The sequence below is a fragment of the Acutalibacter sp. JLR.KK004 genome (genome assembly GCF_036941085.1).
In the GTDB taxonomy this organism is placed as follows: Bacteria; Bacillota; Clostridia; order Oscillospirales; family Acutalibacteraceae; genus Acutalibacter.
The window spans coordinates 1368687-1383726 of sequence record NZ_JAYMNQ010000001.1; the positions used below are offsets into that span (position 1 = coordinate 1368687).

The 15040-nt window shown below is 57.0% G+C and carries 13 protein-coding genes; 7 read left to right on the forward strand and 6 right to left on the reverse strand.

What is annotated here, in order from left to right; translation table 11 throughout:
- Positions 1-4: 4 nt before the first annotated feature.
- On the forward strand, positions 5-1735 hold the full coding sequence (locus VSQ30_RS07575) for a polysaccharide deacetylase family protein (protein WP_334463149.1): 1731 nt from the start codon (positions 5-7) through the stop codon (positions 1733-1735).
- 80 nt (positions 1736-1815) lie between these two features.
- Here VSQ30_RS07575 and VSQ30_RS07580 read toward each other — a convergent pair whose 3' ends face one another.
- Positions 1816-2784 carry a Gfo/Idh/MocA family protein gene (locus tag VSQ30_RS07580; RefSeq protein WP_160641184.1) on the reverse strand — a complete coding sequence of 323 codons (969 nt, stop codon included), beginning with the start codon at positions 2782-2784 and terminating at the stop codon, positions 1816-1818.
- Positions 2785-3074: 290 nt separating this feature from the next.
- Between VSQ30_RS07580 and VSQ30_RS07585 the strand changes: the two genes are divergently transcribed.
- Together VSQ30_RS07585 and VSQ30_RS07590 are read left to right on the forward strand one after the other, a co-directional pair.
- Positions 3075-3623, forward strand: a complete 549-nt coding sequence (locus VSQ30_RS07585; RefSeq protein ID WP_160641185.1) for a helix-turn-helix domain-containing protein — start codon at positions 3075-3077, stop codon at positions 3621-3623.
- A 130-nt stretch (positions 3624-3753) separates the two neighbouring features.
- The gene (locus VSQ30_RS07590; protein ID WP_334463150.1) at positions 3754-5433 is read left to right on the forward strand and encodes an AMP-binding protein; all 1680 of its coding nucleotides are present in this window, start codon (positions 3754-3756) and stop codon (positions 5431-5433) included.
- On the opposite strand, the gene VSQ30_RS07595 is transcribed toward VSQ30_RS07590, so the two are convergent.
- The 5 genes from VSQ30_RS07595 to metG all read right to left on the reverse strand — a co-directional run bounded on the left by VSQ30_RS07595 (position 5430) and on the right by metG (position 9836).
- Positions 5430-5573, reverse strand: a complete 144-nt coding sequence (locus VSQ30_RS07595) for a hypothetical protein (RefSeq protein WP_160641187.1) — start codon at positions 5571-5573, stop codon at positions 5430-5432. The genes VSQ30_RS07590 and VSQ30_RS07595 overlap by 4 nt on opposite strands.
- 193 nt (positions 5574-5766) lie before the next feature.
- A complete protein-coding gene (locus VSQ30_RS07600; RefSeq protein WP_160641188.1) occupies positions 5767-6417 on the reverse strand; it encodes a TatD family nuclease-associated radical SAM protein in 651 nt (216 codons plus the stop codon).
- 211 nt (positions 6418-6628) lie between these two features.
- Positions 6629-7435: a TatD family hydrolase gene (locus VSQ30_RS07605; RefSeq protein ID WP_334463152.1), complete on the reverse strand. Its 807-nt coding sequence runs from the start codon at positions 7433-7435 to the stop codon at positions 6629-6631.
- Positions 7428-7778 carry a hypothetical protein gene (locus tag VSQ30_RS07610; protein ID WP_334463153.1) on the reverse strand — a complete coding sequence of 117 codons (351 nt, stop codon included), beginning with the start codon at positions 7776-7778 and terminating at the stop codon, positions 7428-7430. Before VSQ30_RS07610 ends, VSQ30_RS07605 begins: the two co-directional genes overlap by 8 nt.
- Positions 7779-7874: 96 nt before the next feature.
- On the reverse strand, positions 7875-9836 hold the full coding sequence (gene metG, locus VSQ30_RS07615; RefSeq protein ID WP_334463154.1) for a methionine--tRNA ligase: 1962 nt from the start codon (positions 9834-9836) through the stop codon (positions 7875-7877).
- A 440-nt stretch (positions 9837-10276) separates the two neighbouring features.
- Here metG and VSQ30_RS07620 point away from each other — a divergent pair, with 440 nt between their 5' ends.
- From VSQ30_RS07620 to VSQ30_RS07635, 4 genes are all read left to right on the forward strand, one after another.
- Complete coding sequence (locus tag VSQ30_RS07620) at positions 10277-11146, forward strand: pyridoxamine kinase (protein ID WP_334463156.1); 870 nt, start codon at positions 10277-10279, stop codon at positions 11144-11146.
- 106 nt (positions 11147-11252) lie between these two features.
- Positions 11253-12602: a phenylacetate--CoA ligase family protein gene (locus VSQ30_RS07625; protein ID WP_502876213.1), complete on the forward strand. Its 1350-nt coding sequence runs from the start codon at positions 11253-11255 to the stop codon at positions 12600-12602.
- A gap of 116 nt (positions 12603-12718) precedes the next feature.
- Positions 12719-14443, forward strand: a complete 1725-nt coding sequence (gene iorA, locus VSQ30_RS07630; RefSeq protein WP_334463158.1) for an indolepyruvate ferredoxin oxidoreductase subunit alpha — start codon at positions 12719-12721, stop codon at positions 14441-14443.
- On the forward strand, positions 14440-15015 hold the full coding sequence (locus VSQ30_RS07635; protein WP_334463160.1) for an indolepyruvate oxidoreductase subunit beta: 576 nt from the start codon (positions 14440-14442) through the stop codon (positions 15013-15015). The genes iorA and VSQ30_RS07635 overlap by 4 nt, the downstream gene beginning before the upstream one ends.
- Positions 15016-15040: the final 25 nt, after the last annotated feature.

A 15040-nucleotide genomic window follows, 5' to 3' on the forward strand; every position in this document is an offset into this window, starting at 1 on the left:
TGGAGTGAAAAAGGTATGTTCGCTTTTGCTCTTTATTTTGCTGCTGGCAGGGACGGCCTGCCTGCCACAGCCTGCCCAGGCAGCGGAGAAGAAGCTTGTTGCCATCACCTATGACGATGGCCCTTATGAAAATACAGAACGTCTGCTGGACGGGCTGAAGGAAAGAGGCGTACACGCCACCTTTTTCCTGGTAGGGAAAAAGATCCCCTCCTTTGAAAAAACGGTGGCCCGGATGTATGAGGAAGGGCACCAGGTGGCAAACCACAGCTACAGCCACGAAAACCTGACAGCTATCCCCTTGGAAGAGGTAAAGAAGCAGGTGCAGGACACAAACGCCCTGCTGGACAAAATCTGCGGCCCGGGTACAGACTATATGGTGCGCCCGCCCTATGGACATATCAATGAGGGCGCGGCCCAGGCTGTGGGTTTGCCCTGCATCCTCTGGTCTTTTACGCCGAAAGACTGGGTGTATACGGACGCGGATGCCATAAAGCAGCAGATAGTGGACGGTGTACATGAGGGCGATATCATTTTGCTGCATGATAAAAAGATGGGAACAGTGGAAGGCAGCCTTGCGGCTATTGACGAACTGCAGGCCCAGGGCTATGAGTTTGTCACAGTGCGGGAGCTTTTCCGCAGGCAGGGGCGCACAGCGGAAAATGCCAAGTGGTATACAGGAGGAAGCCTTGTGAAGGATTTCCCGGATCCCGGCCCTGTCCAAAGCCCCCAAATCTCCTATACAGTGGGGCAGGGCAGCCTGGAGGTGTCCATTTCCGGCCCTGCCGGGGTGCCCTTGTATTATTCCGCAGACGGCTCCCCCTTAAACCAGCAGAGCCGCCTCTATACCGGCCCTTTCACAGTTACTGGGCCTTGTACCATCAGGGCCTGCTCCGCCTATAACATGAACGGCAGCCGCAGTGAGACTGTGGAAGAGCAGATTACCCAGGCCACAGCCTTCACCCCGGTGCTGCGCCTGGAAAACGGCCTGCTCGCTATGGAAGGGGTGCAGGAGGGCGCCCAGATCCATTATACCCTGACCGGGGCGCAGGACAGCGGCGGGGAAAAGCTTTACACCGGGCCTGTGGCGGTAAAGCCCGGGACAGTGGCCGCGGCCTACGCGGCGGGAGAGGGTTTCTTTCCCAGCGGGACGGTCAAACTTGCCTATTCCCCTTTGGGAAATGTGTTCCGCGATGTTTTTCCCACAGACTGGTATTTCGACTCTGTGGACAAGGTGGCGGCAGAGGGCATTATGCTGGGAACAGGCGAGGGCCGTTTTTTCCCTGCGGATCAGGTGACCAGGGGCCAGCTTGCCACTTTCCTGCACCGGGCCTCCCGGGAGGCCTCGGCTGTCCCCAGCAGGGACAGCTATCCCTTTACTGATGTGCCGGAAGGGGAGTATTATACAGAAGCTGTGGCATGGGCCTATGAAAACGGCATTGTAACAGGGTATGGGGACGGTACCTTCCAGCCGGATAGTAAGGTGAACCGGCAGGAGCTGGCGGCTGTTTTTGTCCGGTACCTTCGGCATAAAGGCGTGGTATCCGCCCAGCCAGAAGATGTAAGCGGCTACACAGACGCCGCCTTCATTGAAGAATGGGCTGTGGAGGCTGTGGGCGCCATGACGGCCCTGGAGCTTCTCAAGGGAGACGCAAACGGCGCTTTCCGGCCCAGTGCAGGGGCCTCCCGGGGGGAAACCGCCGCTGTGCTTGTGCGCATGGAAAAATATCTGGCATGACGTTTAATTGCCTGGCAGTAAAAAAGGAACCCCCATGCACCTGCTGCACATGGAGGTTCCTTTTTTACTTTGGGGAGGTTTTAGAAGGTGTACTTTTTGCCGGTCTTGTAGGACTCATAAGCGCCCACCATGAACTTGGTGAGGGCCACAGCGTCTTCTATGCCGTTAGGGGCTTCGCCAATGCCGTTTACCGCGTCAATCCAGGCGTCGATGGGCATGGTGGACTTCTCGGGCAGATCTGTTTTCTGCACCAGCTTGTTGTCGGTTTCCTCGCAGCTATACTCCAGGATGTCATTATGTACCATCAGGGAGCCTTTGGTGCCGCTCATTTCCATTACATAGGGAATGCCGGTGGTGACAAAGCCAGTTTCAGAAACGCCGATGGTGCCGTTTGCAAACTCGATAACGGAAACCGCGTTTTCCTCTACAGGCTTGCCTGTAACCTCGGTGAACATGGAAACAACAGACTTAGGCTCGCCCAGGAACCAGTTCAGGGTGTACATGGGATGTGCGCCCAGATCCATCATGGCGCCGCCGCCGGTCTGGGAAGCGTCATAGAAATGGGGCGGCAGCCAGCCGGCAGTGCTGCCGTTGTGATAGTTATGCACGCGGGCATAGGTGATTTGCCCCAGCTTGCCGCTGTCCACCAGCTCTTTGGCGGCTTTCAGGGTGGGCCAGGTTTTGTGGGGATAGGAGATAGTGAATTTCACGCCGCTTTCCTTAATAGCCTTGGCGATCTGCTCTGCTTCCTCGTTGGTAAAGGCCAGCACCTTTTCGGTGAAGATGTGCTTTTTGGCTTTGGCCGCAGCCATGAGCACCTCTGTGTGCTGGCAGGTGGCGGTGGTGATGGACACAGCGTCGATGGTTTCGTCATCCCAGATGGCCTGGAGATCCGGCTGGAAGGGAATGCCGAATTTCTCCGCCATGGCCTTGCCGCGCTCCTGATCATCATCCCACAGGCAGCAAAGCTCTGCCTTGGGATTCTCCTGGATAGCGGTGGTGTACTCCCGGGTGTGTACGTGCCATGCGCCGATAACTGCTACTTTCATGCGTAATACATCCTTTCTTTGACTGTAAATGGACAATGAGAGGGAGGCGGGAACATATCCATGCCCTTTCCCGTCTCTGACAGAGAGACGGCTTTCCCATGTCCTGTACGTCAACAGTGTACACTACCTGGAGGAAAAGTGCAAGGGGGTTTGGGAATATTATTTTTTTAACAGGAAAAAGGGGAGGCGAAATCTTTGGGCAGGCTTCCCTCTGGCGCGGACGGTATTGACGGGCGGCGCTTCCAAGTGGTATAATTTTTCAAAATCCACATGAAAAGGAGCGTGGCGACGTGAGCGGCATCAATGAGATAGGCCCCCGGCTGCGGGAGCTGCGGGAAGCGAGCGACTACACAGCAGAGCAGCTTGCCCGGGAGCTGCACCTGGATCCGGCAGTGTATCAGGGCTATGAAGAGGACGGGCGGGATATCCCCATCAGCGTGATATATGAGATAGCAAACAAATTTAAGGTGGACTTTACAGAGATTGCCACAGGCGTGCCGGCCCGCCTGGATACATACCATATTGTGCGCCGGGGCCAGGGCCGGGTGGTGAACCGCAACCCGGAGTACCATTTTGAGGACTTGGCCTTCCGGTACGCGGATAAAATCATGCAGCCGCTGCTGGTAACGCTGGAGCCTACCGACGAGGCGGCAAAGCTTATCACCCACCCGGGCCAGGAGTTTAACCTGGTGCTGGAGGGAGTTGTGGTGGTGTGCATAGGGGAGAAGGAGTTTGAGCTGAAGGCCGGGGATTCCATTTATTTTAATCCCACCCTGCCCCATGGGCAGCGCTGCGGCGGCAGCGGGAAGGCCAGGTTTGTCACAGTTATTACAGAGTGAGCACGCCCCCGGCCCGCAAACCGGGAGGCGGAGCCTCCCGCGCCCGGCAAAGCCGGGCGGCCTGCCTGGGGGCAGGCGTTTGCGGGCTGGGGCTGCCGGCTCAATGCCCCTACAGGAAAGGATGAAGAAAATGGACTATCTCTTGCAAAAATATATGCCCCGCATAGACTTTGACAGCTATGAGGATTTCCGGGCTAACTATAAAATCAATGTGCCGGAGGACTTTAACTTCGGCTTTGACGTGGTGGACGCCTGGGCGCAGGCAGAGCCGGAGAAAAGGGCGCTGGTGTGGTGCGACGAGTCCGGGGAGGAGAAGGTGTTCACCTTTACGGACATCATGAAGCTTTCTGCCCGGGCGGCAAACTTTTTCCGCGCCCAGGGGGTGAAAAAAGGCTCTGTTGTCATGCTCATCCTCCGCCGCCGGTGGGAATACTGGATATGTGCTGCGGCCCTCCACAAGCTGGGCGCTGTGCTGATTCCCGGCACCCTGCAGCTTACGAAAAAGGATATCGTATACCGGGGCAACGCCGCGAAAATACATGGCGTTGTCTGCGTAAACGATCCCTTTGTCATTTCCCAGGTGGAAGCGGCCCAGGGGGAGATTCCCAGCCTGCAAATGAAAGCACTTGCGGCGGAGAGCCGGGAAGGGTGGCTGAACCTGGACGAGGAAATCATGGGGTATCCAGATGAATTTCCCCGCCCTTTAGGGGAAGAGGCCACCCGCTGGGACGATATCATGCTGGTATATTTCACCTCCGGCACCACGGGAATGCCCAAAATGGTGCAGCACAACTTTGCCCACCCCTTGGGCCACGTGACCACCGCCCGTTACTGGCAGTGCGTGGAGGAAAACAAGCTCCACATGAGCGTGTCCGACTCCGGCTGGGCCAAGTTTGGCTGGGGGAAAATTTACGGCCAGTGGCTGTGCGGGGCCACAGTTTTCTGCTATGACATGCTGGGGAAATTCGAGCCTGCCCGCCTGCTCTCGCACCTGGAAAAATATAAGGTGACCACCTTCTGTGCGCCGCCCACCATGTTCCGGTTTATGCTTCAGGAGGATGTGTCCCGGTATGACCTGTCCTCCATCCACCACTGCGCCACTGCCGGGGAGCCTTTAAACCCGGAAGTGGTGAAAAAGTGGAAGGAGCTTACGGGCCTGCAAATTTACGAGGGCTTCGGCCAGAGCGAAGGCCCAGTGCTGCTGGCAAACTTCAAGTGGATACCCCCCATCCCCGGCTCTACCGGAAAGCCCAATCCCCTGTATGACATGCAGCTAGTGGACAGGGAGGGGAATCTCTGCGAGGACGGCGAGGAGGGCACCATCGCCATTATGGACGTAAAAAGCAGGCCTCCGGTGGGCCTCTTTACAGGCTATTTCCAGAACCCTGCCATGACAGAGGAAAAGCTGGGCGGCGATTACTACGATACCGGAGACGTGGCTTGGCGGGACAGCGACGGCTATTTCTGGTTTGTGGGGCGCAATGACGATGTTATCAAGTGCTCGGGATACCGCATCGGGCCTTTCGAGGTGGAGTCTGCCCTGGTGGAGCACCCGGCTGTGGTGGAATGCGCCATTACAGGCGCGCCGGATCCTATCCGGGGTCAAGTGGTGAAGGCTACCATTGTGCTGGCAAGGGGCTATGAAGGTACGCCGGAACTGACAAAGGAGCTGCAAGCTTATGTGAAAAAGGCCACAGCCCCTTATAAGTATCCCCGGATCATTGAATATGTGGCAGAGCTGCCCAAGACCCTGGGGGGGAAAATCAAGCGTGCCCAAATCCGGCAGATGGATACCGCCGGGAAGCCCTAGATACAGCCGTCGGGCCTGTGGGACACCGCTGACACCCTTCTCAGGCCTGGATCCACAGGCCCTGTGGTGGTCACGGCGGCGCAGCCGGTGAGATAAAGGGCCAGCAGGCAGAGGAGAAGCCAGTATACAGTTTTTTTCATGGGAATCGCCATGGGGGTACAAAAGCCATGAAAAAGCGGCGTTTTGCGCCCCGTATCTTTCCTTTCTTTCGTGTTTTTGCTTTAACAGCCCATTCTTTCACAGATTTTGGGAACAAAAGCCCCGCCCTCAAAAAGCAGAGAGGGCGGGGCTTTCTCCTGTTCTCCCAATACCTGCTGGGAATAGGGTTTGCCATTATTCTTGGATATATTCCCGGACGTGGAAATCTGCCCCCACGTTTTCACAAAGGCGGCGGCACTCGTCCATTTCCTCCTGGGCCATGGTGCTCACCACCGTCATGCGCACGTGGGGGACGTTGAGAACCGCGTCGGCGGTAAAGCGCAGGATGGCGGGCAGGGCCTCCAGGCCAAACCGACTGTGACACAAGTCGTCATACCTTTTGGGCGTGCTGGCGTTCAGGCTGACAGACACCGCGTCCACCCGCCCGTCCAGCTCCAGGGAGGCCTTTTTCCCGGTAATCAGGTTGGCTAAGCCGTTGGTGTTAATGCGGATAAAGTGGGAGCCATGCTCTTTCAGGCGGTCGCACAGCCACATCATATCGTCCCAGCGGCAGGCAGGCTCGCCATAGCCGCAAAAGACGATCTCATGGTAGGCGTTCAGATCCCGCCGCTGCAAATTCTCCCAAACCTCCTCCTTAGACGGCTCGCCGTTCCGGTACCAGAGGTTTGTGGCATAGAGGCTGCCGTCGCTGTTATTGCGCAGGCAGAAATCACAGCGGTTGGGGCAATGGTTTGTCATGTTTACGTAGAGGTTTTTCCCGTATTCGTATGTAACGCTGGCGCCGAACTTGGGATCGATCTCATCTGGCTTGCTTCCGTACAGCATGGTTTTCGCTCCGTTTCTTTGGAATCTTTCAGTATGTTTATAACTGCCCCTAAGAAACTTTTTGAAAAAAGTTTCTTAGGAATCTTCAAAAATTTTAAGACGCGCCAAGTGAGAGAATGGCGCCGCCTTTTTGGCCCGGCAGCCAAATGCCTGCTAAGCCCAACCCTTTTAGACGCGCCAAGAGAGAAAATAGCGCAGCCCTTTTAGCCTGTCAGCTTATGCCGAACAGCTTTTTTGTGTTTTCGATGGCGGCGTTTGCAATGGTTTGAGGCTCTTCCCCCCGGATTTCCGCGATTTTCTCAATGACACAGGCGATAAGGGAGGAGTCGTTGCGCTTGCCGCGATAGGGCACAGGCGCCATGTAAGGGGCGTCCGTCTCCAGCAGCAGGCGGTCCAGCGGGATTTCCCGGGCCACATCTACAGCGTGGCGGGCGTTTTTAAAGGTCACCACGCCTCCAAGGCCGATATACAGCCCCAGGCCCAACACCTGCCGGGCTGTTTCCAGGCTGCCGGAAAAGCAGTGTACCACGCCCCGGGGACGATATTTTTCCAGGAAGGAAAGGGTATCCGCGTGGGCTTCCCGGTCGTGTACCACTACAGGCAGGCCCAGGCGGTTTGCCAGTTCCAGTTGGGCGGCAAACACCTCCTGCTGGCGCTCCTTAGGGCAGGCATCCAGCCAGTGGTAGTCCAGGCCAATTTCTCCCACCGCCACCATTTTTTCCTCTGAAAGCCACCTTTCCACCTGGGAAAGCCAGTCCTCCGGCAGATCCTTGGCGCACTCCGGGTGGATGCCCGCCGCGCCGTATACGTATTCATAGCGGCTGCAAAGCTTGACTGTGGCTTCGCAGCCGGGGATGTCGCTGCCCATGTTCAGAATGCCTATTACGCCTTTCTGAGGCAGGGTTTCCCCTAAAAGCTGCTCCCGGTCGTTGTCAAACTGCTCGCTGTCGTAATGGGCATGGGAATCGAAAATCCGAATCGCATGGGAATCAAAAATAGGTAAAATATTTTCACTCATAGTCGCTTGCTTTATATCTGTTTAAAATTTTATTATAGCCTATGATAAGCGCGGGTATGCCGCCAATGCAGGATACCACCAGCAGAATCCCCGACGCCATGGGGAGCCAGAAGCCCAGCAGCCCGGAAATCCAGAAAGGCAAAGAGAAAACTGTCCACATGCGGGAGTTTGCCCGGTTGTAGGCAGGAATGTCCGCGATGCTGTTGGGATCAACCGTGCTACCTGACCAGAACCACACAGGCTTTTTATAGCGCCGGGCAAATATAGCCCAGCCCAGGAAACCGCTCGCGCAAATCCAGCAGGACGCAACCATGACAGCCGTGCCAAACCAACCATTGTTCATCCAAAACACCTTCCCTTTTCTTAAAGTTTTTTGAAGGTTCTTAGGAAACTTTTATACAAAAAAGTTTCCTAAGCGGGGTTTGGGGCAGCGCCCCAATCAGCACAGCTTGGCCCCGGCGGGAATGGAGTCGTCCACCATCAGCAGGTTCAAAGCCTCCTCGCCCTTTTCCTTGTGGACGGCGGAGATGAGCATGCCGCAGCTTTCCAGGCCCATCATCTTCCGGGGGGGCAGGTTCACAATGGCGATAAGGGTTTTGCCGATAAGGGTTTCCGGTTCATACCATTTGTGGATGCCGGAGAGAATCTGTCTGTCTGTGCCGGTGCCGTCATCCAGGGTAAAGCGCAAAAGCTTGTCGCTCTTTTTCACAGCCTCGCAGGCCTTCACCTTTACAGCCCGGAAGTCAGACTTGCAGAAGGTGTCAAAGTCCACCTGCTCTGTAAGCTGCGGCTCCACCTCGATTTCCGGCACAGGCATGTTGGCAAGCCTTTTTTCCTCAGCCTTTTCAAGCACCTCGTTTTCGTCCAGGCGGGCGAAGAGGATCTCCGGCTTGTCGGTAACCTTGTTTCCGCTGGGATACAGCCCGGTTTTGTCCAGATCTGCCCACACGCGGGGCTGTGCGTTTAACTGCCGGAAAATATTCTCGCAGGTGCCCGGCAGGAAGGGCTGCAAAAGGGAAGCTCCCACGCAGATGCAGTCCACCAGGTTATACAGCACCGTTTGCAGCCGGGGCAGCTTTGCCTCGTCCTTGGCCAAGGCCCAGGGCATGGTTTCGTCAATATATTTATTGCAGCGCTTAAACAGGCTCATAATCTCTGTGATAGCGTCTGCGGCCCGCAGGCTCTCCATCTTTGCCGCCGCCTTGTCCCGGCAGGCGCTGACAAAGCCCTTCAAATCATCATCCACAGGCTCTGTTGCCCCGGCGTCTGTTACCACGCCGCCGAAATACTTGTTGCTCATGGAAATGGTGCGGTTTACAAGGTTCCCCAGCACGTTTGCCAAATCGGAATTGTTCCGCTCGCACACCAGTTCCCAGGTGAGGTTGCCGTCGTTGTCATAAGGCATCTCGTGCAGCACAAAGTAACGGATGGGATCCACGCCGAACACGTCCACCAGATCGTCCGCGTAAATAGTGTTGCCTTTACTTTTGCTCATCTTCCCGCCGTTCATCAAAAGCCAGGGGTGCCCGAACACCTGCTTGGGCAGGGGCAGATCCAGGGCCATGAGGAAGATGGGCCAGTAGAGGGTGTGGAAACGGATGATATCTTTGCCGATAAGGTGCAGATCGGCGGGCCAAAGCTTGTGGAACTTCTCTTCAGATTCTCCGCCGCAGTGGTAGCCAATGCCGGTGATATAATTTGTCAGGGCGTCCAGCCACACATATACCACATGCTTGGGGTCAAAATCCACAGGAATGCCCCAGGTGAAGGAGGTGCGGGACACGCACAGATCCTGGAGGCCCGGCAGCAGGAAGTTGTTCATCATCTCGTTTTTCCGGGACACAGGCTGGATAAACTCCGGGTGGCTGTTGATGTGGTCGATAAGCCGCTGGGCATACTTGCTCATCTTAAAGAAGTAGGCTTCCTCCTGAGCCGGGTGGACTTCCCGCCCGCAGTCCGGGCATTTGCCGTCCACAAGCTGGCTTTCGGTGAAGAAGGATTCGCAGTCTGTGCAGTAAAGCCCCTCATAGGAGCTTTTGTAAATGTCTCCCTGGTCATAAAGCTTTTTAAAGACCTTCTGGATTTCCTTCTCGTGATACTCGTCTGTGGTGCGGATAAAATAGTCATAGGACACGTTCATCAAATCGAACTGCCCCTTGATAATGCCGGCGATTTTGTCCACATATTCCTTGGGGCTGACCCCCGCGGCAGCGGCCTTCAGCTCGTTTTTCTGGCCGTGCTCGTCGGTGCCTGTCTGGAACCACACGTCATAGCCTTCCAGGCGCTTGAAGCGGGCGATGGCGTCTGCCAGCACGATTTCATACACGTTGCCGATATGGGGCTTGCCGGAGGTGTAGGCAATTGCTGTGGTTAAATAATACTTCCCTTTGTTTTCTGCCATGGTTTTCTTTCATCCTTTCTGCGGCAAACCGCAGGATATTATATCTTCTTTTATAGTATGGCTGCCCTTGGGCCGCAGGCCCCGGCGCTGGGAACAAAAATCCCCCAGCGCCCCCCACATTCGCCGGCAGGGCATAAACAGCGTGGTATGATGAAAAGGCATGAAATCCCTCCTATCTGAAAATCAGGGCTGAAAGCACAGAGCCTGCCATCAGCAGGGCCAGCATGGCGGCGGTGACGCGGATAAACAGCTTGCGGCGCTTGTCATTATAGCCTTTCATAGAAGAAAACCTGCCCTTCTGTTCTGAAATCTGGATATACCATGCTATTTTAGCATTTTTTTTCACATTTGTAAAGTTTGACTTTCTCTCCCGGAAGGTTTACACTTTATATTTGAATAGGTTTTTGAATAAAACCGCAAGGAAAGGATGGAAGTGAACAATGCAGCAGAGGGAATTGACCTGCGCCGCCATACACGATCTTTCAGGCTTTGGGAAGTGCTCGCTGACAGTGGCCCTGCCGGTGCTGTCCGCCTGCGGGGTGGAGGTTTCAGCCCTGCCCACAGCAGTGCTGTCCACCCATACAGGAGGCTTTGCAGGATATATCTACCGGGATTTGACCCCGGAGCTTCTGCCCATGGCAAAGCACTGGGAAAGCGTGGGGGCGCGCTTTAAAGCGCTGTACAGCGGCTTTCTGGGCAGCGGGGAGCAGATTGGCATGGTGGAGGAGATTTTTGAAATGTTCCGGGAGCCGGAAAGCCTTATACTGGTGGATCCGGTGATGGGGGACGGGGGGAAGCTCTACAGCACCTACACCCAGGAGATGGCGGACGGCATGGTGCGCCTGTGCCGCCGGGCAGACGTGGTGGCCCCCAACATGACGGAGGCCTGCCACATCCTGGGCCTGCCCTATGACCCAGGCCCCTACACCCGGGAGGGGCTGGAAAGCCTTTTGCGGGCGCTTTGCGGTTTAGGCCCCCGGCAGGCGGTACTTACAGGGGCATGGCTGCAAAAGGGAGAGCTGGGCGCGGCCTGCTTTGACCGGGAGACAGGGGAAATGCGCCTTTCCCTGCGCCCGGAAATCCCCGGCTATTTCCATGGCACAGGGGATCTCTTTTCCTCCACCCTCCTGGGCGGGCTTCTAAACGGAATGACCCTTTATGAAGCCTGCGATACGGCTGTGGAATTTACCCACCGCACCATTGTCACCACAGCCCAAAGCGGCGGGGACACCCGCTTCGGGCCGAAATTTGAAACCCACCTGCCCTGGCTTGCCCAGCTGATGGAAGAAAAGCGGAAAAGCCGCAAGTGACAGAAAAAGAAGGAGGGAGGCACACTTTTTGTTGCAATTTGCCGGGAAATCCGCTACAATAGGGGTGAGCGGTTTTTTGCTGGTTTAAAGCGGCAAAACCACCGGCATGCCCAAAGAAAGGAAAGTGGTTAGAAGAGTGGGGGAAAGATTTTTTCAAAAAGACGTGGAAACCATGGGCCGCAAAGAGCTGGACGCCCTGCAGCTCCAGCGGCTGCGGCGCATGGTAGACTATTGCTACAACCATGTGCCTTTTTATCATAAGCGCCTGGGGGAGGCGGGGATTACAGGCGGGGATAAAATCAAAGCCCTGTCGGATATCCAGTACATACCCTTTACCACAAAGGACGATATCCGGGATAACTACCCTTTCGGAATGCTGGCTGTGCCCATGAAAGACATTGTGCGCATCCACGCCTCCTCCGGCACCACAGGCAAGCCCACTTTGGGGGCCTATACAAAGGGCGACATTGAACAGTGGTCCGACTTTATGGCCCGGGTGGTCACGGCCGCCGGGGTGACGGAGGAGGACGTTATCCAGATATCCTTTGGCTACGGGCTGTTCACCGGGGCCTTGGGCCTGCATTTCGGGCTGGAGAAAATTGGGGCAACGGTAATCCCGGCCTCCTCCGGGAACTCGGAAAAGCAGTTGATGATGCTCCGGGACTTCGGGGTGACGGGCCTTGTGGCCACTCCCTCCTATGCCCTGTACCTGGGGGAGCTGGTGCGGGAAAGCGGCTATCCCAGGGAGGCCTACGGGAAGCTGCGCCACGGCATCCTGGGCAGCGAGGGCTGCACCCCGGAAATGCGCGCCCGCATTGAGGAAACCCTGGGCGTAAGGGTTACGGACAATTACGGCATGACAGAGCTGCAAGGCCCTGGCGTTTCAGGGGAATGCCTGTGCCGCTGCGGCCTGCACTTTAACGAGGACGGCTTTTTGCCGGAGATTATCGACCCGGACACCCTGCAGCCCAAGGCCCGGGGGGAAGCGGGGGAACTGGTGGTGACCACCCTGCTGCGGGAGGGTATGCCTGTGCTGCGCTACCGCACCAAGGACATCACCCGGCTGCACTACGAGCCTTGCGCCTGCGGCCGCACCCACGCGCGTATGGAAAAGGTGATGGGCCGCACAGACGACATGCTGATTATCAAGGGCGTGAACGTTTTCCCCTCCCAGATCGAAAGTGTGCTGGTAGGGATGCGGAACGTGGGGCCGCACTATCAGCTTGTGGTTACCCGGAAGAACTTCCTGGACAGGCTGGAGGTCAAAGTAGAGCTGACCGACGGCAGCCTTCTGGAAAGCTTTGGAGAGCTGCAGGCTTTGCAGGGGAAGATACACGACAGGCTCAAGAGCGTGCTGGGGCTGGAGACAAAGGTTTCCCTGGTGTCGCCGAAGTCCCTGGAGCGGTTCCAGGGCAAGGCAAAGCGGGTGCTGGACTTGCGAAATGAAAAAGAGTAAGCTGTTATCCAGGAAGGATGGAACGGCGTGGAATACAAAGAAAGGAGCGGTACGGGGCATAAAGGGCTGTGCTTTCACAGGCTTTTGCGCGAATTCTGTATCGCGGGGCGATTGAAATGAAACAACTGTTACTTGGCAACGAGGCTGTGGCCCGGGGCCTGTATGAAGCGGGGGTGCGGGTGGTATCCAGCTACCCGGGAACCCCCAGCACGGAAATAACGGAAGCGGCGGCAAAGTTCCCGGAGCTTGCCTGCGAGTGGGCGCCCAACGAAAAGGTGGCGGCGGAGGCCGCCGCCGGGGCCGCTGTCGGCGGGGCCAGATCCTTCTGCGCCATGAAGCACGTGGGGCTGAACGTGGCGGCGGATCCGGTTTTCACTATGAGCTACATAGGAGTAAACGGCGGCATGGTGCTGGCTGTGGCGGACGACCCGGGCATGCATTCCTCCCAGAACGAGCAGGACTCCCGCAACTATGCGAAAGCCGCCAAACTTCCCATGCTGGAGCCAGCAGACTCCCAGGAGTGCAAGGAATTCGCGAAGCTGGGCTATGCCCTTTCCGAGGAATTTGACACCCCGGTGCTTTTGCGGCTGACCACCCGGGTGTCCCATGCCCGCAGCGTGGTGGAGTGCGGGGAGCGGCAGGAAATCCCCTTAAAGGAATATAAAAAGGATCCGGCGAAAAACGTGATGCTGCCTGCCTTTGCCCGGCCTAAGCACGAGAAGGTGGAGGCCCGCACCCAGGCCCTTGCAGAGTGGGCGGAGCGGTGCGAAATCAACAGGATTGAGAACAACGGGGCGAAAATTGGCATTATCTGCGCCGGGGCAGTGTACCAGTATGCCAGGGAGGCTATGGGGGATTCCGCCAACTACCTGAAGCTGGGCATGGTATACCCCCTGCCCCAGAAGCTGCTGCGGGACTTTGCCGCCCAGTGCGAAACCCTGTATGTGGCGGAGGAGCTGGACGATTTTATTGAGTCCCACTGCAAGGCCCTGGGCCTGGAGGTTGTGGGCAAGGAGCTGTTCCCCCGCTGCGGGGAGCTTTCCCAGCGGCTTATAAAAAAGCTGCTTACCGGGGAAGAGGCCCCCAGCGCGGCCCTGGAAGGCCCTCTGCCTGTGCGCCCGCCTGTCATGTGCTGCGGGTGTCCCCACAGGGGCCTGTTCTATGCCTTGAAGCAGGAGAAGGTGTATGTCAGCGGGGACATTGGCTGTTATACCCTGGGGGCCTCCGCGCCCCTTTCCGCCATGGACGCCTGCATCTGCATGGGGGCCTCTGTCTCGGCCCTCCATGGCTATAACAAGGCCCGGGGAGAGGGAGCTGCTAAGAAGGCTGTGGCGGTTATCGGTGACTCCACCTTTATCCATTCCGGCATCACCAGCCTCATTGACATTGCGTATAACCGCACCAATTCCACTGTCATTATCCTGGATAACTCCATCACCGGCATGACAGGCCACCAGCAGAACCCCTCCACAGGCTTTAACATCTACAACGAGCCTGCCCAGGCGGTAGATCTGGAGGCCCTGTGCTGCGCAGTGGGTATCCGCCGGGTGCGGGTGGTAGACCCTTATGACCTGAAGCTGACCCGGCAGGTTCTCAAGGAGGAGCTTGAGGCAAAAGAGCCTTCGGTGATTATCAGCCGCAGGCCCTGCGCCCTGTTAAAGACGGTGAAGCACAGCGCCCCCTTAGAGGTAAGCGGGGAAAAATGCATAGGCTGCAAGGCCTGCATGGGGATAGGATGCCCTGCCATCAGCATGCGGGACGGCAAGGCGCTTATCGACCCCACCCAGTGCGTGGGCTGCGGGGTGTGTACAGCGCTCTGCGGGAAAGGAGCGATAGCATGAGCCAGACAAAAAGCGTGATGATTGTAGGCGTGGGCGGGCAGGGCACCCTGCTTGCCAGCCGGATTTTAGGCAGCGCCATGCTGCAAAAGGGCTATGACGTGAAGGTGGGGGAGGTTCATGGCATGAGCCAGCGGGGCGGCTCTGTGGTCACCTATGTGCGCTTCGGGGAAAAGGTGTTTTCCCCGGTTATCGAGCAGGGGGAAGCGGATGTGCTTCTGGCCTTTGAGCAGTTGGAGGCGGCAAGGGCTTTGCCTTACCTGAAAAGCGGCGGCACAGCGGTGGTGAACACCCAGAAAATAGACCCCATGCCTGTGGTGACCGGGCAGGCGGCTTACCCCCAGGGCCTGCTTGCGGCCATGGAGGAAAAGGGCGCAAAGGTTTTGGCGGTTGACGCTCTAAAGCTTTCTGAGGAGGCAGGCTCCCAGAAGGCAGTGAATGTAGTGCTTATCGGGGCCATGGCCCGGCACCTGGATCCGGATGAAGCTCTGTGGCTGGAGGCGGTGCGGGCCTGCGTGCCGGAAAAGTTCTATGCGCTGAACGAAAAGGCCTTCCGGCTGGGGTTCGGGGCATAAGGCCACAATAAACTGTAAAGGAATG